This is a genomic window from Arthrobacter sp. P1_D12, assembly GCF_056406175.1.
The window spans coordinates 48,146-69,940 of record NZ_JBFUAR010000024.1 but is presented as its reverse complement, the minus strand read 5'-3'; the positions used below and the strand labels follow the sequence as shown (position 1 = coordinate 69,940).

The following is a 21,795-nucleotide window of genomic DNA, read 5'->3' as shown; positions in this document are numbered from 1 at the left end:
ACGCGGCAAATCGATCGGCTACTACGACAAAAAAGACATCACCCTCGACGAGCTCACCGCCCAAATGGCCGGCGGCGCAGAACTCGCCGAACTCGCCCACGAACTCGAACAACTCGGCGGCCACAGCGACGTCGTCAAAGAAGTCCAGGGCGAAGTCGCCGACGTGTCCCAGACCACCGGCAAGACCTACGGGTAACCGCCGCCCCAACTCCTGAAAGGACAAGCCTTTGGCTTACCTCAACCGCAACGCCTCCGACGCCGTCCTGCCCGTGCGGATCGGGCTCATCGGCTCGGGCTGGATGGGCGCCTTCCACGCCGAGAGCATTGCCCGCCGGGTCCCCGGCGCCGTCCTTGCCGCCATCGCGGATCCGAACCTGGAATCCGCCGGGGCGCTGGCTGGCGCCCTGGGCACCACGAAGGTGACCGCCGACGCCGCTGACCTCCTGGCCGACCCGGCGATTGACGCCGTCGTCATCGCCAGCCCCGCGCGTTTCCATTCCTCCCTGATCGGCCAGGCCGCAGCGGCCGGAAAGCACGTCTTCTGCGAGAAGCCCGCAGGTCAGGGGCTCGAGGAGCTCGATGCCGCCCTTGACGCCGTCGACGCTGCCGGGGTGCACTTCCAGATCGGCTTCAACCGCAGGTACGCCGCAGACTTCCAAGCGGCCAAGAAGGACCTCGCCGCCGGAATCGTGGGGCAGCCGCAACTGCTTCGTTCGCTGACCCGGGACCCGGGCACGGGGAGCATCGGCCACGCCGCAAGGATCCCCGCATGGACCATCTTCCTCGAAACCCTGATCCACGACTTCGACACCCTGAACTGGTTCAACGAAGGCGCCGAACCTGTGGAGGTCTATGCGGTTGCCGACGCGCTTGTGGAGCCGGGACTGCGGGACCAGGGGTTCCTGGACACCGCCGTCGTGACCATCCGCTACAGCAACGGCGCGATCGCCGTCGCCGAGGCAAACTTCAGCGCACTCTACGGCTACGACATCCGCGGCGAGGTTTTCGGCTCCAAGGGCATGGTCCAGGCCGGCCGCGCCACCGAAACCGCCGCCCGCCGGTTCACCGCCGAGGGGATGTCCGCCGACACCCCACGGCTGAACGTCGAGCTCTTCCGGCAGGCCTACACAGACGAACTGGCGGACTTCGCGGACGCCGTGCGCGCCCGGCGTGACGGTACCGCTCCGGAGTCGAAGCCCTTCACTCTCACTCCGGGAGCCAGCGACGCCCGGCGCGCGCTGGCCATGGCACTGGCCTGCATCGAATCCGTCAAGCAGGGGGCCCCGGCAGCGGTCAACGCGGTGGCCGTCAACGAGAACGTGGTCCTCTGATGCGGCTCGCCGTGTGCGCTGAGATGGTCTTTACGGACCTGCCGTTCACGGAGCGGGTGCGCCGGCTCCACGAGGCCGGCTTCGACGTCGAACTCTGGGACTCGCGGCCCAAGGACATCGGCGCGCTCAAGGCCACCGGGGCGGTGTTCTCCTCCATGACCGGATACAGCTCCGGCAGCCTCGTCGATCCGGACACGGCGGACGAGGTGGTGCGGACCGCCGAGTCCCTGATCCCCACCGCCCTGGAACTTGGCGTCAGCCGGCTGGTGGTCCACCCGGCGGAACTCGTCGACGGCCACGCGGCCCGGCCTGTCTTCCGCTCCAGCGGACACATGTGGGCCACCGGCGCCCGGACCCTGGAACGGCTCGGGAAGCTCGGTGAGAAGTACGGGGTGACGTTCTGCCTCGAGAACCTCAACACCATCCGGGACCACCCCGGCATCCCGCTGGCACGGGCCAAGGACACCCTGGCGCTCGTGCAGGCTGCCGGGCACCCGAACGCCAGGCTCATGCTGGATCTCTATCACGCCCAAATGGGGGAGGGGAACCTGGTCGAGCTCGTCCGGACCGCCCTGCCATACCTCGGCGAAATCCAAGTGGCAGACGTTCCCGGCCGTTGCGAACCCGGAACCGGGGAAATTAACTACGCGGCCGTGGCCAGGGCGCTCGCGGACGCAGGCTACGAAGGGACCGTGGGCATGGAAGCGTGGGCCAGTGGCGACAGCTATGCGGCCCTGGAGGCCTTCCGTGCGGCGTTCACCGTGCCCGCACCAAACATGAGAGTGGAAGTATGAAAGACGTAATCCTTGGACTCGTCGGCGTTGGGCGGATCGGGGTCATGCACGCCAACAACATCGCCGCCCTCAACGAGGTCCTGAACCCACAAGGGATCCGTGTCCGTCTCCGCCTCACCGACGTCGCCGAAGAGCACGCCCGGACGGTGGCAAGCGGTCTCGGTGCCGAATTCCTGCCCTCGGTCCAGGCGCTGCTGGCCTCGGGGCCGGACGGCCTGGTCATCGCCACCGGAACCGGGGCCCACCCCGAGCTCATCAAGGCCGGCGTGGACGCCGGGATCCCGGTGTTTTGCGAAAAGCCCGTGGCCCTGAACGTGGCCGACGCCCTGCCGGTGCTCGACTACATCCGGGACCGGAACGGCGTGGTGCAGATCGGGCATCAGCGCCGGTTCGACGCCGGCTACCTGGAAGCCCGCCGCGCTTACCAGGCCGGCGAGCTGGGCTGGATCCATTCCCTGCGCGCCGTCACGTGCGACATGACGCCGCCCCCGGTCGAGTTCCTGGCCAGCTCCGGCGGGCTCTTCCGTGACTGCTCGGTCCACGATTTCGACATCCTGCGCTGGCTCACAGGCCGCGAAATCGTCGAGGTCTACGCCAAGGGCTCCAACAACGGGGATCCGGCCATCGGTGAGGCCGGCGATGTGGACACGGCCCTTGCCCTGGTGACGTTCGACGACGGCACCGTGGGAACGGTTTCGGCGACCCGCTACAACGGGGCGGGCCATGATGTCCGGCTGGAAATCCAGGGCTCCCGCGGCTCGCTGATGGTGGGCCTGGACGACAAGACGGCGCTGGCCTCCGCCGAAGCGGGGATCGCGTTCCCCGCGGGGAAGTCGCACCTGACGTTTGCCGAGCGGTTCGAGGCGGCGTACCGCTCCGAAATGGAGGCGTTCGTCGAACTGATCCTTGGCCGCCGGGAGAATCCATGCACTCCGGAAGACGCCGTCGCGGCCTCCCGGGTTGCCGATGCCGCCCAGGAATCGCTGGCCACCGGTGCCCCGGTCAAGGTGACGGTGAGCGTCGGCAGCTGACCACGGACCCGGGCGCCCGGCTCAGGGCCGGGTGCGGCACACCTCGACGAAGGCCCGGAACGGCGCGAGCCGCTCCCCGGCCGTGAGCTCCAGGGCCTCGGGGTGCCACTGGACCGAGGCCACCCAGCCCTCCGGATCCTCCAGCGCCTCGACGGTCCCGTCCTCGGCCACGGCCGTCACCCGCAATCCTCCGGCCACCCGGGCCACGGCCTGATGGTGGCCGGAGGCGATCTTCACGTTCACGACACCGGAACCGCCGCCGTAGAGCGCGGCCACCCTGGAGCCGGCCCGCACCGCCACCTCATGCCAGGCCCACGGGCCGGCCCCGTGCACCGGCGCGGGCTCGCGGTGCGCCACCGTCCCCGGCGCCATGTCCTGGATGAGCGTCCCGCCGTAAAGCACATTGAGCAGCTGATGCCCGCGGCAGATGCCGAACACAGGCAGCCCGGCGTCGATCGCAAGACGCGCCACGGCGAGATCCAGCGCGTCCTGGGCAGGGCTGACGTCGTAGCAGACGTTACCGCGCAGCTCGCCGTAGAGAGCGGGGTCGAGGTCGCCGCCGCCGGGAAGAACGACGCCGTCAAGGCGGGCCATCGCCGCGGCGAGGCCGCCGTCGTCGGGCCCCGAAGCGTCGAGCAGCACCGGTTCGCCGCCGCCCTCGCGCAGCAGCTCCACGATGTACTCGAACAATGCGTTGGCTTCCGCCACGCGCGGGTCGGGATCGGAGGAACTGCTGAGGCGGACGGGAACGCCGATGCGCGGCCGGCCGCGAAGGGGGTTGCGGGAAGTCTGCATGCCTCATTCTGCAACACGATCGCGGACTAGGATTACTAGATGAATCCCCGCTATCTCGTGTCCCGCAGCCGGTACATCGCCGCAGCCCCCGAAGCCATCTTCGAGGTGCTCGCCACGCCTGCCCTGCACAGCGTGATCGACGGCTCGGATACGGTGAAGGGCACCCAGCCGCGCGGGCCACGGCGCCTGTACCTCCGCGCCAGGTTCGGCATGCAAATGAACATGCGGGTGAACTACAAGATCCTCAATACCGTCTGCGAATTCGAGGAAGGCCACCGGATTGCGTGGCGGCACTTTTACGGCCACGTGTGGCGCTACCTGCTGGAACCATCCACGGGCAAGGACGGCACCGCTGGCACCCTGGTCACCGAGCAATGGGACGCGCGGCAGGTCCGCGGCAAGAGCCTGCTCCGGATGGCCGGCTACCTGCGCCGCCATCCGGCCAACCTGGAGCAGACGCTGGCCAAGCTCGACGCCTACATGGCTGCGCACCCGGACATGGGTAATGTGGATGGCAGCACGAAACGAGACTGAAGGTGGGAACTGGGATGGGCCGCAGGACACTGGTCGACGATCTCGTCGACGGCCTGCTGACCGAAATCCTTGACGGAAAGCTCCTGCCCCACAACCCGATTCCGCCCGAGGCCGACATCGCCAAGGCCTACGGCGTCAGCCGGCTCACCGTGCGTGAGGCCCTCAAAGCCCTACGGGCGCAAAACATCCTCTATGTGAAGGCCGGCCGGGGAACCTTCGTCAATCCCACGGACAACTGGACCGGCCTGGACGCGATCTTCAAGGCAGCCTCCCATGGCAATGCGGCAGACCAGGTCTCGGTGGGATTGATTGAGATGCGACGGATGGTGGAGACCGGGGCCGCGGCGCTCGCCGCCAAACGCTATACCCCGGAGCAGGCCGAGCGCATGCGCGAGTGCATCGCGGATATGAAGCGCTTCCACGACTCCGGCGACCTGGACCGCTTCGTGGAGGCGGACATTGGTTTCCACGACGCCGTCCTGAAGGCGTCCGGCAACCCCTTTGTCCGGGCCCTGTTCGCCCAGTTGGGCCAGCTGCTGTACGTGACCCGGCGCGAAACGTCGGCCGTCGAGGTGATCCAGCAGCACGCCATCGATTACCACCAGCGGGTCCTGGACAGCATTCTGAGCGGCGACGCCGAGCGCTCGCGGCAGGCGATGGATGAGCACATGGACCAGACCAATGCGGACTACGAACGCTACGTCCGGGGCGCCAAGTCCTGACGTCCGCCGCCGGACTCTTGACGTAATCCGAATCACATCCTAAGATTTTGGCTAGTTCCTGAATCAGATGTCTGACATCTGACTCAACAAGAATCCTGCAGCACGCGCTTCCAGGCGGGCAGGATGACCACCCCAATCCACCGCTTTCCTCACCCGGCACAGCCGCAGGGCAGGAAAACACTTAAGAAGGTCGATGATGACTTCATTAGCCCCCAAGTCCTTCGGACTCGGCGAACTGGGCGACCGCACGCTCCGCAAGGTCCGCCGCCGCGTCATGCCCCTGATTGTCCTGCTCTACTTCGTTGCCTACCTGGACCGCAACAACGTCGGATTCGCCAAACTCACCATGAGCGAGGACATCGGCCTGAACTCCGCTGCCTACGGTCTGGGCGCCGGCATCTTCTTCCTTGGCTACGCCCTCCTGGAGGTTCCCAGCAACGCCGGCATGTACCGGTTCGGAGCCCGGAAATGGCTGGCCCGCATCCTGATCACGTGGGGTATCTTCGCCACCGCCATGTGCCTGGTGAACGGTGAAACCACGTATTACATCGTCCGGTTCCTGCTCGGTGCCGCCGAGGCCGGCTTCTTCCCGGCGATCCTGTTCTACCTGACGCTGTGGTTCCCCGCCGCGCAGCGCGTCACCGTGTTGGGCATCTTCATCCTTGCCCAGCCCGTATCCAACGCGCTCGGCGCCCCGGTATCCGGGCTCCTGCTGCAGATGGACGGCGTCATGGGCCTCCAGGGCTGGCAGTGGCTCTACATCATCGAAGGCATCCCGGCGATCGCCCTCGGCCTGCTGACGCCCATCCTCATGACTGACCGTCCGCGGGACGCCAAATGGCTCGAAGCCGACGAGCGTAACTGGCTCACCGCCACTATGGACGCCGAACTGGCTGCCAAGTCCCAGTCGGGCAAGCACAACTTCATGGCCGGCCTCAAGGACAAGCGCACCCTGGTCTACTCCGCCCTGTACTTCGGCCTGGTGTGCGGGATCTACGGCCTGGGCCTGTGGATGCCCACCATCGTCGCGGCCCTCGGCAAGTTCTCCACGGCAGAGGTCGGCTTCATCGTCTTCATCCCCTATGCCGTGGCCGCAGTATTCGTCTACTTCTGGAGCAAGCGCGCGGACCGGACCGGCAAGCGTGCCTGGCACGCCTCGGTCAGCATGGTGCTTGCGGGCGTCGGACTCGTGGCCGCCGGCTACCTGCTGCCGGTCAACCCGTTCCTCGCGATGGTCGGCCTGACGCTCTCCGCCATGGGGATCTACGGGGCGATCGCCCCCTTCCTCTCGATGCCCTCCGCGGCGCTGACCGGTGCGGCTGCCGCTTCCGGGCTGGCCCTGGTGAACTCCCTCGGAAACCTCGGCGGCTTCATCTCCCCGTACGCGGTCGGCCTCCTCAAGGACGCAACCGGAAGCAACCAGAGCGGGCTCCTGTTCCTGTCCCTGTGCCTGTGCATCACGGCCGTGGCCACCTACATGTACGCCCGCCGGCGCCCCGAAGGCGACGCCGGCCTTGACCCCGCGGTCGCAGCGGCTGCCGCCGTCGACCCGGCCAAAGTATCCTGATCCGAACCCCCGAAGGAATCTTCGTCATGACATTAATTACCCCGTTCCCCACTGAACGCACCGTGGTCCTGACCGGAGCCGCGTCAGCCCGCGGCATCGGCCGTGCCGCGGCCGACCGCCTGGCCAGCGAGGGCTGGTCCATCGCAATCCTGGACATCAATGCCGAGGACGCCAGCGCCGCTGCCGCCGAAATCGGTTCCAACCGTGCGGTCAAGGCCATCGGCGTCGGTGCGGACGTCTCCGACGCCGCGTCGGTTGACCGTGCCATCACCGAGATCGAGGGCTCGCTGCCCCCGATCGTCGCGCTGGCCAACCTGGCCGGCATCAGTTCCCCGACGCCGTTCATGGACACCACTGTCGAGGAATGGGACAAGGTCTTCGCCATCAACATGCGCGGATCCTTCATCGTCTCCCAGCGCGTGCTCAAGGGCATGATCGAGCGCAAGCTCGGCCGGATCGTGAGCATCTCCTCGATTTCGGCACAGCGGGGCGGCGGCACCTACTCAAAGGTCGCCTACAGCGCCTCCAAGGCCGGGATCATCGGATTCACCCGCGCCCTGGCCCGCGAGGTGGGCGAGTTCGGGGTCACGGTCAACGCCATCGCCCCCGGCCCCATCGACACCGACATCATGGGCGGCACCCTGAGCGAGGAACGCAAGGCACAGATGTCGGAGGGCATCATGATGGGGCGGGTCGGCAGCCGCGAGGAAGTGGCGGCCCTGATCGCCTTCCTGCTCGGCCCGGACGCCGGTTACATCACCGCGGCAACCTATGACATCAACGGCGGCCTCCAGGTCTCCTGACCCGCACGCACCCCCCCTTGCGCCATCACTTTTGGGCCTTAAGATCCCGGAATGGCCACCAGGAGTGATGGCGCAACGGGGGAGCTTGGCCACGGTCTAGGCTGGCTCCATGAGCGCCGCCCGCAGCCTTCACCCCAGCCCCCGCACGTTGGAGGTCGAGAGCCTTGCCGGTTTCGACCGGCTGGTCGCGGCGGGGGCGCGCAGCATGCACGGCTGGCATGTCCAGTCGCTGGACCTGCGGGGCCGCCGGGCCCAGCTGGAGGCGCTTGAGGCCCAGGGCGCGGTCTTCCTGGGCTGTAGGTTCGACGACGGTGTGGAGGATTTGTTGCGCGGCCGGGGCGCCCTCATCTTTCCCCGGCTCACGGCCGTGCCGTTCAACCCCTACCGCGGGCAGCTGTACACGCCGCAGGAACTCTATTCCGGGATCGCCACCTCACCCTACGAGGACACGCTCGACGCGCGGGTGTACCAGTGGAGCATCCGGCCGGGCCAGCGCCGCCGTCTGGATGCGACACTGGCCGCCGCCCTGCATGACCACTCGATCGGCGTGGCACTCGACGAACTGGCCGGCACCTATCTCCGCGCCGGCCGCACGATGGTGGGGGTCATGGGCGGGCACATTGCCCGCCGCGGCACCGCCGTCTTTGAGGGCGCCGCGCTGCTGGGCCGGCTGCTGGCCCGCAGCGGCCGGGTGGTGGCCACGGGCGGCGGCCCCGGGGCCATGGAGGCCGCGAATCTTGGCGCCTTCCTCAGCGAGGCTCCCGAACCGGACTTCCGGCGGGCCCTGGCCGACCTCTCGGCGGTGCCGTCCTTCCGCCCGTCGGTGGCCGCCTGGGCGCGGACGGCCGCGGCGGTCGCCCAACGCCACCCGGAGGGTGTGCCGTCGCTGGGGATTCCCACGTGGTTTTACGGTCATGAACCACCGAACTTCTTCGCCACACATGTGGCCAAATACTTCGCGAATGCCATCCGGGAAGCCATCCTGCTTGAACTGTGCAACGGCGGGATCGTCTTTTTGCCGGGTTCGGGCGGCACGGTCCAGGAGATCTTCCAGGACGCCTGCGAGAACTACTACGCCGCTCCGGAAACTGTCACTCCCATGGTCCTGGTGGGGCACGAACACTGGCTGCGGCGATTCCCGGCCTGGCCCCTCTTGCAGAGCCTGGCGTCCGGGCGCCGGATGGAGGGAAGGATCTTCCTGGTCGATACGGTCGAAGAAGCCCTTGAGGCGCTGGAGCGCTAGGGGGTCAGAGATCCTTGCGGCATTGGGCGTGGCCGAGCTCGTAGAGTCCGTTCAGGTCGCCGGCGGCAAGCCCGTCCGGGGCTCCGATCTCTGGGTACATCAGCTGGGCCGGGTCATCGACATGCTCCAGGCCCATCACATGGCCGAGCTCGTGCAGGATCACGGCCGTGGCATAGGCCGCTCCCTCGGAGCGGTCCAGGTCTTCCGCGATTTGCGGGGCATCCAGCTCCAGGCTGCCGGTGACAAAGCTCTTGGGGCCGTCGCCGAAACTGAAGTGTGTGCTTCCGCCCGTGCCGATCACCGGGCCTTTGAGCTGCGGTGCCTGCTCCGGGGTGGTCCAGGCGATCAGCAGCGGCGCCCACCGGTCCCCGTAGAGATCCCTTTGGTAGGGCGCACGTGTGGGCGAGGGGGCCTCGGACGTGGGGCCGTCATTGATGAAGGTGATCCCGGTGGCCTCGGAGATAGTCCGGATCGAGTCGTCCACGAGCCGCTCGGCACCCGGCGGGGCCAGGGCGGCATTGATGACGTAGTGCAGCGGGCGGCACGGCGAGTAACCCACCGGAGTGCCGTCGTCATTCGTTGCGAGGAACTTGTACGAGGTGCTGGCGGCCTCCGGTTTCCGGGCCGCGCCGAGGGGGTGGTCCTGCTCCTCGAGCCCGGGCGGGGGAGTGTCCGTCCGGTCTTCGCCGGCCGGCACGGCAGGCTGGCCGGATTTCTGGCCAACCTGCGGCTGTGCCTGCAGGTCACTGCCTGCCTTGTTTTCTGCACTGTGCCCTGCGTTGTTCCCCGTTCCTCGGGTGACCTCGAAGAGGCCCGTGAACCTCGGATCGCCGTAGACGAGTCCGGCGGTGAGGAAGGCGCCGGCGGCGATCACCGCGGCGGCGGCGAGGTTCCTGATGATCCGCAGCGCGGTGGCTCGCCGGCTGTGCCGAGGTCCGCGGTCCCGAAATTCAGGGCCGTCCACTAGCCAACCACGGCGCCGAAGGCCATGCCCAGCAGGTACGTCACGCCCGCGGCACCCATGCCGATGGCCAGCTGGCGCAGGCCACGGGTGGCGGGCGAGGTACCGGAGAGCAGGCCCACCACGCCGCCGGTAAGCAGCAGCGCCAAGCCGACGAGGGAGGCGGAAACCACCAGTGCGGCGAGTCCTGTCATGCCCAGCAGGAAGGGAATGATGGGCACGATCGCGCCAGAGGCGAAGAAGCAGAAGCTCGACGCCGCCGCGCCCCAGGCGGTGCCGACCGCCTCGTGCTGGTCCTCGCTTTCGGGCAGTTCCGGACGCAGGGACAGGCTGGGATCGCAGTCGCAGTCCAGCAGGCCCATCCGCTCCGCGACGCGGTGCTCGGCGGCCTCCCGGGACATGCCGCGGGCCAGGTAGACAAGCAGGAGTTCGTTGTGCTCGATATCGAGCAGCGGCGCCGCCGCCAACGTGATCTGGGTGGGTCGGGTCGCGGCGAGGAGCTCCCGCTGCGACCGCACGGAAATAAACTCGCCGGCCCCCATGGACAGTGCGCCGGCCAGCAGCCCGGCGACGCCGCTGAGGAGTACCACCTGGCTGCCCACGCCCGAGGCCGCCATGCCCATGACGAGGGACAGGTTGCTGACCAGCCCGTCGTTGGCGCCGAAGACGGCGGCGCGGAACGTTCCGGCCAGCCGGTTGCGGCCCCGGGTGGCCAGCCCGCGGACCACTTCTTCGTGGATCTGCTCGTCGGCGACCATGGCCGGGGTGGCGAACGATTCGGTGGCGTACGGGGAGCGGCTCTCCGCCCGCTGGGCCAGGGCCAGGACGAAGACCGAGCCGAAGTGCCGGGCCAGGAAGCCCAGGAACCGGCTCCGGAGTGAGGCATGCCGGTCCTTGCCGGCGTGATCGCCCAGCAACTGGAGCCAGTGCGCTTCATGGCGTCCCTCGGCCTCGGCCAGCGCCAGCAGGATGGCGCGCTCCTCCCCGGCGCGGTTCTGCGCCAGGTCCCGGTAGACGGCCGCCTCGGCACGTTCATCGGCGAGATACTGTCGCCAGCGCTTGATGTCCGCTGCGCTGGGCGCTGCGCTCGCGTCTGTTGCGGGCGAGGGGCTCGGTGCGCTGACGGGAGCGGCAGTGGAGGGAGCCGCCCCGGGGGCAGCAGAGGCGTGCGGCGAGGCGGGGCGCGGGTCCGTATCGCGGACCGAAGGGGGCTGTGTCGGGTGGTGCTGCGAAGAATCGTTGCGGTCCGATTCGGTGTGCTGAGACACGAAAAACTCCTGGGTTTGGTCGGGCATGGTCCGGCCCCATTGCGACTCCAGACTACCCCGTATTTCCGCGCTTTTCCGGCTGGCAATCCTCAGTGGAAAGTTTAGGGTGGCCGTAACTGCCCTGCCCGGGTGGGCCCGCCCGCAGCTGCTGTCCGGCAGCAATTCTGTGCCCTTGACCGCCCGTGTCCACGGTGTTCGAATGAAACCCAGGGCGGGCTCCCCGGGGTCCTGCCGCCACCGAAGCCGCACGGAGGTTGCACCATGGATAGCACCGCATCACATCCCATCCAGCCGGCCCGGGAGTCACTCGAGTCCGATCCCGCCTACGACTACGCCGAGGACGCGCCCGTCAGCGACGTCGCGGAGACCGAGGACGAGGAGCTTCTCCAAGAGGCGGATCGGCTCGTTCCCCTGGACGCGGAGGACTTCCTGGGCGACGAGAAACCGGTGGTGCCCCTGGAGGGGGAAGAATTCCTTGAGCCTGAGGAAAATGAGTGATTCGCCAAAGGCCTTAAAATCCGACGGCGGTGCCTCCCCCGCGAAGGGGAGACACCGCCGTCGAACCTAACTCGCGGAAACTAAAGCAGCAGGACCTAGTGCGCCGGAACGGAAATGTGTTCGCCCTCGGATGCCTCGCCGGCAACCCGCCGTTGCCAGTTCTTCATGACGGCGGGATCTGTCGGCTTCGTCAGCAGCGACACGGCGATGTAGACGACCGCGGAGGCCGCGAGGCCGTAGTAGATCGGCTCGTTGGCGTAAATGCCGTCCAGCGGTACCTCGGCATTGATTTCCAGGATGATCATGGTGCCGAGCGTGATGACCGTGCCGACCGCCATGGAAGCCGCGGCGGCCACACCGGTGCCGCGCTTCCACACCAGGCCGCCGAGGATGGCCACGAGCAGGCCGCCGACAAGGATGTCGTAGGCAATGGTCAGGGCGGCGACGACGTCCTTGGTGATGATGGCGATGACGATCGCGACGAGGCCAAGGCCAAGGACCCACATGCGGTTGGCCTTGACGTCGTGCTCGGGATTGTCAGTGTCATCGGTGTTGATGGTCTTGCCGAACCAGCTGGCCACGAACGGGACCACATCGGCGCGGGCCACGGTGGCGGCGGCGATCAGAGCACCGGAAGCGGTGGACATCATGGCGGCGACGGCGGCGGCGAGCACGAGGCCGCCGATGCCGATGGGCAGCAGGTGGGTGGCGACCTCGGCGTAGACAACGTCCTTGCCCAGGGCCTTGACGTCGATGTTGGGCAGCGCGACGCGGGCGCCGAGGCCGATCAGGGCGCCGGCAGCGCCGTAGAGGATGCAGTAGATACCGGCCGTGGAGCCGCCCCAGCGGGCAACTGTCGGGGTCTTGGCGGTGAAGACGCGCTGCCAGATGTCCTGGCCGATCAGCAGGCCCAGGGTATAGACCACGAAGTAGGTGATGATGGTCTGGACCCCGATGCCGTCAATCTGGAAGAAGCTGGCGTCCACACGGGCGCGGATCCCGTCGAGGCCGCCGGCAGCGTTGAGGGTGAACGGCAGCATCAGCACGAAGATGCCAACGGTCTTGATGACGAACTGGACCTGGTCCGCCAGGGTGATGGACCACATGCCGCCGATGGTCGAGTAGACCAGCACGATCGAGCCGCCGACGGCGATGGCGAGGGCGCGGTCCCAGCCGAAGAGCACCACGAAGATGGTGGCGTAGGCGCTGGTGGAGGTGGCGCACAACATCAGCGTGTAGGCAAGCATGACGATGCCGGAGGTCTGCGTGGACTTGCTGCCGTAGCGCAGGGTCAGCATCTGCGAGACCGTGTAGATCTTCAGTTTCTGAATAGTGGGGGCGAAGAGCAGGCTCAGCAGCAGCACGCCGGCGCCGATCGCGACCACGAGCCACATGCCGGAGATGCCGAACTTGTAGCCCAGGCCCACACCGCCGACGGTCGAGGCACCGCCGAGGACAACGGCGGCCATGGTGCCGGTGTAGAGGAACGGACCGAGGCGGCGCCCGGCGACGAGGAAGTCGCTATTGTTCTTGGTGCGGGACTTGCCCCACCAACCGAACGCCAGCATGGCGGCCAGATACACCACCACGATTGCGATGTTGACGAAAGTTGCGTCCATTAAGGGCTCCTTGGAGCTGGTTGGCAGCGGATGCGGGCTTGCCGGCCTCAACAGTGTGTTCGGCAAGGCTGCAGCTGCGTGAAGTGGTTGGAGGAGGATGTCCGTCGGAACCTCCGGTATTGCCTAATAGGCAACACATGTTGCCAAAAAGCGTACGTTGTGACCCCGGTAACAGTCAAGGCGCAGTGCGTGCCGCCGCCTCCGCGTCACGAAGGCCCGCTCCCGCTAGGATTGCTCCAATGATGGGGCCAAGCGGCCGGCCGTGAAAGGTTCCTAAATGAAGGCTCTACCAGTTGAACCGAGCAATGTTCCCGTTGCCATCGGTTCGCGAATCCGCGCGGCCAGACAGTCCCAGCGGCTCACGATTGAACAGGTCGCAGACGCCACCGGGCTCACCAAGGGATTCCTGAGCCGGGTCGAGCGGGATCTCACCTCGCCCTCGGTCGCCTCCCTGGTGACGCTGTGCCAGGTTCTGTCCATCTCCATTGGCGACCTCTTCGCCGCACCCGAAACGCACCTCACGAAGCAGAATGAGGGCCCCCGAATCTCCCTCGGCGGCGAGGGGATCGTCGAGCGGCTGCTGACCGCGCGCTCCGAGCGCCGCGTCCAGATCATCCAGGCCGTGATCGAGCCGCGCGGTCGCGGCGAGTCCGAGCTCTATGCCGTGGACTGCGACGTCGACGTCCTGCATGTGGTCAAGGGCAGCATCCGCCTGATCCTCACCAATGAGGAATTCGAGCTCAGCGCCGGGGACACCGTGACGTTTCCCGGCCGGGAACCGCACACCTGGGTCAATCCCACGGACGACGCCGTCGAGGTGCTGTGGGTGCTCGTACCCGCCGCCAGCCGCTGAAGGAGGTTCGACAACGGCGGGGCGGAAGCCAAGGTGCTCTTCGGCAGCCCGGCGTTTGCCTCCGTCGACGCCGCCAAAGCCTGGATGACCACGGAGCAGTACAGCCAGCTCAAGCGCCTGCTGCTCACCCTCAAGTACAGCTGACCTCCCTTTTCTTGGTGAGATCGGCCGCGGTGAGATGTACGTCACATCCCGGCAATCTGCCGGAAACGGCAATTTAATGCCCGGAGCCGGCACGTAACGTGCCCGCAAGAATGGGAAAGCCTTCCCGAAACACGCCGTGAGTAGCGTCAACGGCGGGGGGACGCTCGTCAGTCCCAAACGTCACATGGTCTCGCCGCATCGGCGCCCTCGGAGCGCCGGCACTCGAGGAAGGCTCCCGCTATGAAGTTCTCTGTGCTTGCAGTAGGAATGACAACGGATCCGCAGGTCCTTGACCCCGGATCGACCGCGTGGATGCTCACGGCATCCGCTCTGGTCCTCCTGATGACCCCCGGTCTTGCGTTCTTCTACGGCGGGCTCGTCAGAATGAAGTCCGTCCTCAACATCATGATGATGAGCTTCGGCGCCATGGGCGTTGTGGGCGTCGTCTGGGCCCTGTGGGGCTATGGCCTGGCATTCGGCCCGGATGCGCTGGGAGGATTCGTCGGGGATCCCTTCACCAACTTCGGCCTGAGCGGGCTGACCACCAGCATCGGCTCCAAGGCGGCAGGCCTGCCGGACATGATCTTCGTCGGCTTCCAGGCCACGTTCGCCATCATCACCGTCGCACTGATCAGCGGCGCGGTGGCCGAGCGCGTCCGGTTCGGCCCCTGGCTCCTCTTTGCGGCCCTTTGGGTCACGCTCGTTTACGCGCCGATCGCGCACTGGGTCTGGGGCGGCGGCATCTTCGGACCTACCGGCATCATCGGCAGCAAGATCTCGGCCCTCGACTTCGCCGGCGGCACGGTGGTCCACATGAACGCAGGCATTGCCGGACTCATGCTTGCCGTGGTTCTGGGCAAGCGGCTCGGCTTCATGAAAGACCCCAACATCCGCCCGCACAACCTGCCGTTCGTGATGCTCGGCGCAGGGCTGCTCTGGTTCGGCTGGTTCGGCTTCAACGCCGGCTCGGAACTCGCCGCCGACGCCACGGCCGCCCTGGCCTGGACCAACACGCTGCTCGCCACCAGCGCCGCCCTGCTGGGCTGGCTGCTCGTGGAGCGGCTTCGCGACGGGCATGCCACCTCGCTCGGCGCCGCCTCGGGAGCCGTCGCGGGACTCGTGGCGGTCACCCCGGCCTGCGGATTCATCGACCCCATCGGCGCCATCCTGATCGGCGTGATCGCCGGTGCCGTCTGCGCGCTCGCCGTCGGGCTGAAGTTCAAGATCGGGCTCGACGACTCCCTGGACGTCGTGGCCGTGCACTTCGTCGGCGGCCTGTGGGGGACCCTGGCCCTCGGATTCTTCGCGCTTCCGTCCGCCAAGACGGCCGGCGGCCTGTTCTACGGCGGCGGCCTGGCGCAGTTCTGGCCACAGATTCTCACCGCCCTGATCGTCACGGTATGGAGCGCCGCCATGACCACGCTGATTGGCTTCGCGATCCACAAGAGCATCGGCATGCGCGTTTCCGAAGCCGACGAGCTCTCCGGAATTGACGTGACGGAGCACGCCGAAACGGCGTATGAACTCCTCATGGTCGGCGGCAGCTTCCACCCCGGTGACCCGCATGCCCGGACTGATGCGGCCGAGGCCCACGCGACGGCCCACGCCGGGACCCCGGCCGGGACCCAGGCCGAAGTCCCAGCCGGGACCAAAGCCGAGGCCGAGGGTGAGGCCGTGCGCGGCAGGGTGTCGTCATGAAGCTCGTCACGGCGATTGTGCGGCCGGAGCGGGTCGCGACCGTTAGCGCGGCCCTGGAGCGGGCCGGGGTCAACGGCCTGACCGTGAGCCAGGCCAGCGGCTACGGCCGGCAGCGGGGCCATACCGAGGTGTACCGGGGCGCCGAATACAGCTCGGACCTGCTGCCCAAGGTGCGGCTCGAAGTCCTGGTCGACGAGGGCGCCCTCGGCGCCGTCATGGCGGCCATTGAAGAGGGCGGGCGCACGGGCCGCTTCGGCGATGGCAAGATCTGGATTATCGAGGTGCGCGACGCCGTCCGCGTCCGCACGGGGGAGCGGGGCGCGTCGGCCATCGCCTGAAGTGGTTGGTAAACAAATGATGCGCAATACGAAACTTCGAGTGTATGATGGCTGTCACAACCGTCGGTCAATCCTCGAAGGAGAGGCTTCTTTTGGAAGAGCTGCGCATCGAGGCCAATGGCAACCTTGGCCCCATCGATTCATCCCGCGTCCCACGCTACGCCGGGGCTGCCACATATGCCCGCCTGCCGCGCCTGGACCAGGTGGCCAAGGCGGACGTCACGGTGGTCGGCGTGCCGTTCGACACCGGCGTCTCCTACCGCCCCGGCGCCCGCTTCGGGGCCAACCACATCCGCGAGGCCAGCCGCCTGCTCCGGCCGTACAACCCGGCATGGGACGTCAGCCCCTTCGAGAACATCCAGGTTGCCGACGCCGGCGACATGGCGGTCAACCCCTTCAACATCAACGACGCCATCGAAACCATCCAACAGAACGCACTGGACCTGACGGCGTCGGGCAGCAAGCTCGTCACCCTCGGCGGCGACCACACCATCGCCCTGCCGCTGTTGCGCGCCGCCGCCGAGCGCGCCGGCGGCCCCATTGCCATGCTGCACTTCGACGCGCACCTTGACACCTGGGACACCTACTTCGGCGCCGAGTACACCCACGGCACACCCTTCCGCCGCGCCGTCGAGGAAGGCATCCTGGACACCGAGGCCATCAGTCACATCGGCACCCGCGGTCCGCTCTACGGCAAGAAGGACCTCGACGACGACCACCGCTTCGGCTTCGGCATCGTCACCTCCGCCGACGTCTACTACCAGGGCGTCCTGGAGACGGTCGCCAAGGTCCGGGACCGGATCGGCAACCGCCCGCTCTATATCTCCGTGGACATCGACGTCCTTGACCCCGCGCACGCCCCGGGCACCGGCACGCCGGAAGCCGGCGGCATCACGAGCCGCGAGCTGCTGGAAATCATCCGCGGGTTCCGCGGCATGAACCTCGTCGGTGCCGACGTCGTCGAGGTCGCCCCGGCCTACGACCACGCCGAGATCACCGGTGTGGCGGCAAGCCACGTCGCCTACGAACTCGTGACACTGTTGGCGGACCGCGCCGTCGAAGGGGACCGCTTCGGCAGCCCGAACGGCTACGCTGCCCAGGCCCTCGGCCAGGAATCCCACCGCCCCGCCGGCTTCGGCTCCCCTGTGGCATCGCCGGTGGCTTCGCGATGACCGGCGTGCGCAACGGCGGGGACCTCGTCGTCGAGACCCTTGAGGCGCTCGGCGCCAAGACGGTCTTCGGCATCCCTGGCCAGCACGCCCTGGGCCTGTTCGACGCGATGGGCCGCGGGAACCTGCACTTCGTCTCCTCCCGGGTCGAGAACAACTCGGCCTTCGCCGCCGACGGCTACTCCCGCGCCACCGGCGAAGTCGGCGTGCTGTTCCTGTCCACCGGTCCGGGCGCGCTGACGTCCCTGGCCGGGCTGCAGGAGGCTTACGCCACCGGCGTTCCCATGGTGGTCGTGGCCAGCCAGATCCCGCTCGAGGGCCTTGGTGCCCGGCGCAAGGGCATGCTGCACCAGCTCGATGACCAGAAGGCCTCGGCCGCGAACGTCACCAAGTCCCAGCGGCTGATCCAGCACGCCTCCGGCATCCCCTCGGCCATCCAGGATGCCTGGACCGAGGCGATCTCCTCGCCGCAGGGCCCCGTGTGGCTCGAAATCCCGCAGAACGTCCTGCTGGACCCCATCATGGTGCCTCCCGTGGAAGACGCCCTCGCCGAAGCGGCCGACAACCCGCCCCGCGTGGAGCTGATCCGCGAAGCCGTGAAATGGCTCTCGACGGCGGAACGTCCCGCCATCATCGCCGGCGGCGGCACCCGCCGCGGCCATGCCGAAAAGTCGCTGCTCTCGATTGCGGAGAAGCTGCGGGCGCCGGTCATCTGCACCCCGGGCGGCAACGGCGCGTTCCCGTGGAGCCATGAGCTCTCCCTGCAGTCCTGGATCGAAGACCAGTACATGACGGAGGTGCTCGAGGACGCCGACGTGCTGATCGTCATCGGCTCCTCCCTGGGCGAGGTCACCTCCAACTACTTCACCTTTGAACCTCGCGGCCGGATCATCCAGATCGACGCCGAGCCCCGCGTCCTGGAGTCCAACCGCCCGGGACTGGGCATCCGGGCGGACGCCGGCCAGGCCCTGGCCGCCCTCGACGCCGCCCTGACCGAACCGCACGGCGAACGCGCCGACTGGCACGGCACGGCTCCCGAGGTACTCGTCAAGGACACCCTGGCCAAGGTCAAGGCCCGGCTCGAGTCCCAGGACCTCGGCAAGGAACTGAAGTTCATGGCCGACATCCGCGAGGCCGTTCCCGCGGCCATGCAGACGTTCTGGGACATGACCATCTCGGCCTACTGGGGCTGGAGCTGCTGGGATGCCCGCGACGGCCAGTTCCACTCCGCGCAGGGCGCCGGCGGGCTGGGCTTCGGCTTCCCCGCGGCGATCGGCGGCGCCGTCGGGCTTGAAACCACCGGCACTTCCGCCGGCGCATCTGCCGGACACGCCAGAGTGCTAGCCGTCTCCGGCGACGGCTCGGCGATGTACTCCATCTCCGAGCTCGCCACCGCGAAGCAACACAACGTCCCGGTCACCTGGCTCATTGTGGACGACGGCGGCTACGGCATCCTGCGCGAGGTCTGCCCCTCACCGCGAGGGGCAGGCCCGGCCGGTCCGCGTTTGCTATTTAAGGGGCTTTCGGGGCCGCGCGGCACCTCCCACGAGAGAGTTAGTTTCCCGAAGTAACCATTTTCGTATATAGTTGCCTAGGGCAAACAAAAGAGGGGTGTCCATCATGTCAGTTGAATCCAACGCTGCAGCCAGACTCGTCTACCAGATCTTCGATCTCCAGCGCGCGGTCCGTTGCGTTGCCGCCGCCAGTCTGCGCGGGCAGGACACCGGAGTGGCGCTTCAGGGCGTTCTGCGCTTTGTGGGGGAGGGCGAATCCCGGGCCACGCATCTTGCGGAGCGGCTCGGCGTCAGCGCCCCGGTCCTCAGCCGGCACATCGCCGACCTCGAAGAGCACGGCTATGTGGTCCGCCGGCCGGACCCGGAAGACGGCCGCGCGCAGCTGATCGCGCTGTCCGCCGCCGGCACGGAGAAACTGCGTGTCATCGAGGACCAGCGGACGGCCACCATCCAGGACCTGCTGCAGGACTGGAGCCAGGATGACGTCGAACTGACGGCGCGCACCCTCGAAAAACTTGCTGAGTCCCTCAGGACCTCAGCCCGGGCAACGACGGCCGGATCCACGAATACGACCGAAATTGTTGAGGAGTAGATATATGGCTAGCCACGCCGCCGCCACAGGGCCGTCCCCGGCCCCGTCGGACGTTCCGCAGGGAGCATCCCGCGCATCCCAGACCGCCGCAGAACCTGTGGCGATGACCCACCGCCAGATCATGGAGGCCCTCACCGGCCTGCTGGCGGCGTTCTTCACCGCCATCCTGAGCAGCACGATCGTCGCCAACGCGCTGCCCACCATCATGTCCGAACTCAAGGGCACCCAGACGGACTTCGCCTGGGTGATCACCGCCGCGCTCCTGGCCAACGCGGCAACCACCCCGATCTGGGGCAAGCTCGCGGACCTCTTCAACAAGAAGGTCCTCGTCCAGCTGAGCATCGTGATCTTCGTGGCGGGCTCCGTTATGGCCGGCCTGTCCGAGACCATCCCGCTGCTGCTGACCGCCCGTGTCATCCAGGGCATCGCCATGGGCGGCCTCACCGCCCTGGCCCAGGCCATCATCGGCTCCATGATCCCGCCGCGCGACCGCGGAAAGTACTCCGGCTACATGGGCGGCGTCATGGCCGTGGGCACGGCAGGCGGCCCGCTGCTGGGCGGCTTCATTGTCGACAGCCCGCTGGGGTGGCGCTGGACCTTCTTCGTCTGCGTCCCGCTCGCGGTGGTCGCACTCATCCTGCTGCAGGTCACCCTCAAGATCCAGCACGTCAAGCGCCCCGCCAAGATCGACTGGCTCGGCTCCATCCTGTTGACCTCCGGCGTCAGCCTGCTGCTCATCTGGGTCTCCTTCGCCGGCAATCCCGACTACTACGACTGGTGGTCGTGGCAGACGGTCGCCATGGTGGGCGGCGGCATCGTGCTCCTTGGCCTGCTCGTGCTGGTGGAATCCAAGGTCGCCCAGCCGATCATCCCGCTCAAGATCATCTCCGAGCGGACCACCGCCCTCGCAATCCTCGCCTCGGTGGCCGTCGGAGTGGGCATGTTCGGCTCCTCGACCTTCCTTGGCCAGTACTTCCAGGTGGCACGCGGCGCCACCCCCACCGAGGCCGGCCTGCTCACACTGCCCATGATCGCCGGCAACCTCATCGGGTCGGTCGCCTCCGGCATGCTGATCAGCCGCACCGGCAAGTGGAAGCGGTACCTCGTGGCCGGCGCCATCTTGCTGATCGGCGGCCTGGGCCTGGCCGGCAGCATGGACCACACCACTGACCTGTGGATGACCGGTATCTACACCGCCATCCTCGGCGTCGGCCTGGGCCTGCTGATGCAGAACCTCGTCCTCGCCGTCCAGAACACGGTCCAGGCCAAGGACATCGGCACAGCCAGCGCCTCTGTGGCCTTCTTCCGGTCCGTCGGCGGTGCGATCGGCGTCTCGGTCCTCGGCGCCGTGCTGGGCAACCGCGTCAAGGAGCTCGTCGTGGAGGGGCTGGCATCGGCCGGCATCCAGGTTCCCGCCGGATCCGCGGGGGCCAGCATGGACCTCAAGGACATGCCGGCACCGATCCGCGACATCATGCGTGCCGCCTACGGCGACGCGATCGCCGAGGTCTTCCTGATCTCCGCAGTCGTCGGCCTCGTCGCGCTGGTGGCCATCCTGTTCATCAAGGAACGCCCGCTGCGCCGCACCGTCGACGTCCGGCCGGAACCCGCCGAACTCGCAGGGGACGCCCCGGAAGCCGGGATGACCGCGATGGCCGGTGCCACGGCCCCGGCTTTGGGGAACACGGGTTACACCAGGAGCACAGGGAACGACGCCGTCGGGACAGCGCCGTCCGCCGGAACCGGCATCGTTGACCTGGACCGGGAATTCATCGAGGTGCTCAGCCGGGACCGCGCCGAATCCCGCTTCCCCGATGCCGCCCGCCAGCGGACCCGGACCTTGGTGGCCGAGGACCGGCCCGAAGCCGCCGACGTCGTACCGGTGATGCTCCAGACCCAGCGGCTCCTCGCGGAGCAGCAGCTGCTGCTGGCGGACGCCCTGCGCGCCGTGCACGAGCAGGCCGCCGAGCAGCGTGCGATCGCCACGGAACAGGCCCGGGTTGCCGGGGAGCTCACGGTCCTGCGCCGGCAGCTCGCCAAGCAGCGCAAGATGCAGCGCGCGGCTGCCGACTACATCGCCACCCACGGCCGGCACCGGACCGAGTAGCGCCGGCTCACAGTACCGGACCGCTGAGGCTCCGCGGCCGCCCCGAGGGGCGGCTGCGGGGCCTTCGTGCGGCAAGACGGTTGCGTGGCAGGCAACGGCCGCCGCCTAAGTACGCCGTTTGGATGATATTCAGTTCCCGATGTTCCTCCCGGGCGAGGGATTTCGTAGAGTTGGGTGGCTAAGGCTGTCGGTCCCATGGGCTAGTCTCCAATCA

At 67.7% G+C, this 21,795-nt stretch carries 20 protein-coding genes and 1 pseudogene; 17 read left to right on the top strand and 4 right to left on the bottom strand.

All coding sequences use genetic code 11. The features are described 5' to 3' along the window. The 4 genes and pseudogenes from AC1DZV_RS17325 to AC1DZV_RS17310 form a co-directional block, all read left to right on the top strand. Positions 1-196, top strand: a pseudogene (locus tag AC1DZV_RS17325) (sugar ABC transporter ATP-binding protein); the annotation flags it as partial. A 31-nt stretch (positions 197-227) separates the two neighbouring features. Continuing rightward, a complete protein-coding gene (locus AC1DZV_RS17320) occupies positions 228-1,331 on the top strand; it encodes a Gfo/Idh/MocA family oxidoreductase (protein WP_476954221.1) in 1,104 nt (367 codons plus the stop codon). Then, positions 1,331-2,125 carry a TIM barrel protein gene (locus AC1DZV_RS17315; protein WP_476954220.1) on the top strand — a complete coding sequence of 265 codons (795 nt, stop codon included), beginning with the start codon at positions 1,331-1,333 and terminating at the stop codon, positions 2,123-2,125. Before AC1DZV_RS17320 ends, AC1DZV_RS17315 begins: the two co-directional genes overlap by 1 nt. Beyond that, positions 2,122-3,156 (top strand): Gfo/Idh/MocA family oxidoreductase, encoded by a 1,035-nt coding sequence (locus AC1DZV_RS17310; protein ID WP_476954219.1) that lies wholly within the window; start codon positions 2,122-2,124, stop codon positions 3,154-3,156. The genes AC1DZV_RS17315 and AC1DZV_RS17310 overlap by 4 nt, the downstream gene beginning before the upstream one ends. Before the next feature lie 21 nt (positions 3,157-3,177). On the opposite strand, the gene AC1DZV_RS17305 is transcribed toward AC1DZV_RS17310, so the two are convergent. Beyond that, positions 3,178-3,951 (bottom strand): gamma-glutamyl-gamma-aminobutyrate hydrolase family protein, encoded by a 774-nt coding sequence (locus tag AC1DZV_RS17305; RefSeq protein ID WP_476954218.1) that lies wholly within the window; start codon positions 3,949-3,951, stop codon positions 3,178-3,180. Positions 3,952-3,990: 39 nt separating this feature from the next. Between AC1DZV_RS17305 and AC1DZV_RS17300 the strand changes: the two genes are divergently transcribed. The 5 genes from AC1DZV_RS17300 (at position 3,991) to AC1DZV_RS17280 (ending at position 8,820) form a co-directional block, all read left to right on the top strand. After that, positions 3,991-4,485 carry an SRPBCC family protein gene (locus AC1DZV_RS17300; protein WP_028275618.1) on the top strand — a complete coding sequence of 165 codons (495 nt, stop codon included), beginning with the start codon at positions 3,991-3,993 and terminating at the stop codon, positions 4,483-4,485. A gap of 14 nt (positions 4,486-4,499) precedes the next feature. Next, the gene (locus tag AC1DZV_RS17295; protein ID WP_079550394.1) at positions 4,500-5,207 is read left to right on the top strand and encodes a FadR/GntR family transcriptional regulator; all 708 of its coding nucleotides are present in this window, start codon (positions 4,500-4,502) and stop codon (positions 5,205-5,207) included. 193 nt (positions 5,208-5,400) lie between these two features. Next, positions 5,401-6,774 (top strand): MFS transporter, encoded by a 1,374-nt coding sequence (locus AC1DZV_RS17290; protein WP_476954217.1) that lies wholly within the window; start codon positions 5,401-5,403, stop codon positions 6,772-6,774. Between the two features lie 26 nt (positions 6,775-6,800). Continuing rightward, the gene (locus AC1DZV_RS17285) at positions 6,801-7,577 is read left to right on the top strand and encodes an SDR family NAD(P)-dependent oxidoreductase (RefSeq protein ID WP_476954216.1); all 777 of its coding nucleotides are present in this window, start codon (positions 6,801-6,803) and stop codon (positions 7,575-7,577) included. A gap of 109 nt (positions 7,578-7,686) precedes the next feature. Continuing rightward, positions 7,687-8,820, top strand: a complete 1,134-nt coding sequence (locus AC1DZV_RS17280; RefSeq protein WP_043434794.1) for an LOG family protein — start codon at positions 7,687-7,689, stop codon at positions 8,818-8,820. A gap of 4 nt (positions 8,821-8,824) precedes the next feature. Here the strand turns inward: AC1DZV_RS17280 and AC1DZV_RS17275 are convergent, their stop codons facing one another. Then, positions 8,825-9,784: a matrixin family metalloprotease gene (locus AC1DZV_RS17275; protein WP_476951856.1), complete on the bottom strand. Its 960-nt coding sequence runs from the start codon at positions 9,782-9,784 to the stop codon at positions 8,825-8,827. After that, positions 9,784-11,076, bottom strand: coding sequence for a VIT1/CCC1 transporter family protein (locus AC1DZV_RS17270; protein WP_476951855.1), 1,293 nt, complete (start codon positions 11,074-11,076; stop codon positions 9,784-9,786). Before AC1DZV_RS17270 ends, AC1DZV_RS17275 begins: the two co-directional genes overlap by 1 nt. A gap of 234 nt (positions 11,077-11,310) precedes the next feature. Between AC1DZV_RS17270 and AC1DZV_RS17265 the strand changes: the two genes are divergently transcribed. After that, complete coding sequence (locus tag AC1DZV_RS17265) at positions 11,311-11,547, top strand: hypothetical protein (RefSeq protein ID WP_476954215.1); 237 nt, start codon at positions 11,311-11,313, stop codon at positions 11,545-11,547. Between the two features lie 95 nt (positions 11,548-11,642). On the opposite strand, the gene AC1DZV_RS17260 is transcribed toward AC1DZV_RS17265, so the two are convergent. Next, positions 11,643-13,166, bottom strand: coding sequence for a sodium:solute symporter family protein (locus AC1DZV_RS17260; protein WP_476954214.1), 1,524 nt, complete (start codon positions 13,164-13,166; stop codon positions 11,643-11,645). Between the two features lie 277 nt (positions 13,167-13,443). Here AC1DZV_RS17260 and AC1DZV_RS17255 point away from each other — a divergent pair, with 277 nt between their 5' ends. From AC1DZV_RS17255 to AC1DZV_RS17225, 7 genes are all read left to right on the top strand, one after another. Next, complete coding sequence (locus AC1DZV_RS17255; RefSeq protein WP_028275626.1) at positions 13,444-14,019, top strand: helix-turn-helix domain-containing protein; 576 nt, start codon at positions 13,444-13,446, stop codon at positions 14,017-14,019. A gap of 384 nt (positions 14,020-14,403) precedes the next feature. Further along, entirely contained in the window at positions 14,404-15,861 is a 1,458-nt protein-coding gene (locus AC1DZV_RS17250) for an ammonium transporter (RefSeq protein ID WP_476954213.1), read from the top strand. Further along, positions 15,858-16,199 (top strand): P-II family nitrogen regulator, encoded by a 342-nt coding sequence (locus AC1DZV_RS17245; protein WP_476951851.1) that lies wholly within the window; start codon positions 15,858-15,860, stop codon positions 16,197-16,199. The genes AC1DZV_RS17250 and AC1DZV_RS17245 overlap by 4 nt, the downstream gene beginning before the upstream one ends. Before the next feature lie 92 nt (positions 16,200-16,291). Then, entirely contained in the window at positions 16,292-17,371 is a 1,080-nt protein-coding gene (gene speB, locus AC1DZV_RS17240) for an agmatinase (RefSeq protein WP_476954212.1), read from the top strand. Continuing rightward, positions 17,368-18,939 (top strand): thiamine pyrophosphate-binding protein, encoded by a 1,572-nt coding sequence (locus tag AC1DZV_RS17235; protein ID WP_476954211.1) that lies wholly within the window; start codon positions 17,368-17,370, stop codon positions 18,937-18,939. Before speB ends, AC1DZV_RS17235 begins: the two co-directional genes overlap by 4 nt. Positions 18,940-18,988: 49 nt before the next feature. Beyond that, on the top strand, positions 18,989-19,474 hold the full coding sequence (locus AC1DZV_RS17230) for a MarR family winged helix-turn-helix transcriptional regulator (protein ID WP_028275631.1): 486 nt from the start codon (positions 18,989-18,991) through the stop codon (positions 19,472-19,474). A 103-nt stretch (positions 19,475-19,577) separates the two neighbouring features. Continuing rightward, positions 19,578-21,581, top strand: a complete 2,004-nt coding sequence (locus AC1DZV_RS17225) for an MDR family MFS transporter (protein WP_476954226.1) — start codon at positions 19,578-19,580, stop codon at positions 21,579-21,581. The last annotated feature ends 214 nt before the right edge of the window (positions 21,582-21,795 follow it).

Coding starts and splice junctions, on each gene's coding strand:
- AC1DZV_RS17295 (WP_079550394.1), top strand. CDS start 4,500: ATGGGCCGCAGGACACTGGTCGACGATCTCGTCGACGGCCTGCTGACC.
- AC1DZV_RS17305 (WP_476954218.1), bottom strand. CDS start 3,951: ATGCAGACTTCCCGCAACCCCCTTCGCGGCCGGCCGCGCATCGGCGTT.
- AC1DZV_RS17250 (WP_476954213.1), top strand. CDS start 14,404: ATGAAGTTCTCTGTGCTTGCAGTAGGAATGACAACGGATCCGCAGGTC.
- AC1DZV_RS17245 (WP_476951851.1), top strand. CDS start 15,858: ATGAAGCTCGTCACGGCGATTGTGCGGCCGGAGCGGGTCGCGACCGTT.
- AC1DZV_RS17230 (WP_028275631.1), top strand. CDS start 18,989: ATGTCAGTTGAATCCAACGCTGCAGCCAGACTCGTCTACCAGATCTTC.
- AC1DZV_RS17270 (WP_476951855.1), bottom strand. CDS start 11,076: ATGCCCGACCAAACCCAGGAGTTTTTCGTGTCTCAGCACACCGAATCG.
- AC1DZV_RS17255 (WP_028275626.1), top strand. CDS start 13,444: ATGAAGGCTCTACCAGTTGAACCGAGCAATGTTCCCGTTGCCATCGGT.
- AC1DZV_RS17310 (WP_476954219.1), top strand. CDS start 2,122: ATGAAAGACGTAATCCTTGGACTCGTCGGCGTTGGGCGGATCGGGGTC.
- AC1DZV_RS17225 (WP_476954226.1), top strand. CDS start 19,578: ATGACCCACCGCCAGATCATGGAGGCCCTCACCGGCCTGCTGGCGGCG.
- AC1DZV_RS17290 (WP_476954217.1), top strand. CDS start 5,401: ATGATGACTTCATTAGCCCCCAAGTCCTTCGGACTCGGCGAACTGGGC.
- AC1DZV_RS17260 (WP_476954214.1), bottom strand. CDS start 13,166: ATGGACGCAACTTTCGTCAACATCGCAATCGTGGTGGTGTATCTGGCC.
- AC1DZV_RS17235 (WP_476954211.1), top strand. CDS start 17,368: ATGACCGGCGTGCGCAACGGCGGGGACCTCGTCGTCGAGACCCTTGAG.
- AC1DZV_RS17300 (WP_028275618.1), top strand. CDS start 3,991: ATGAATCCCCGCTATCTCGTGTCCCGCAGCCGGTACATCGCCGCAGCC.
- AC1DZV_RS17285 (WP_476954216.1), top strand. CDS start 6,801: ATGACATTAATTACCCCGTTCCCCACTGAACGCACCGTGGTCCTGACC.
- AC1DZV_RS17265 (WP_476954215.1), top strand. CDS start 11,311: ATGGATAGCACCGCATCACATCCCATCCAGCCGGCCCGGGAGTCACTC.
- AC1DZV_RS17315 (WP_476954220.1), top strand. CDS start 1,331: ATGCGGCTCGCCGTGTGCGCTGAGATGGTCTTTACGGACCTGCCGTTC.
- AC1DZV_RS17280 (WP_043434794.1), top strand. CDS start 7,687: ATGAGCGCCGCCCGCAGCCTTCACCCCAGCCCCCGCACGTTGGAGGTC.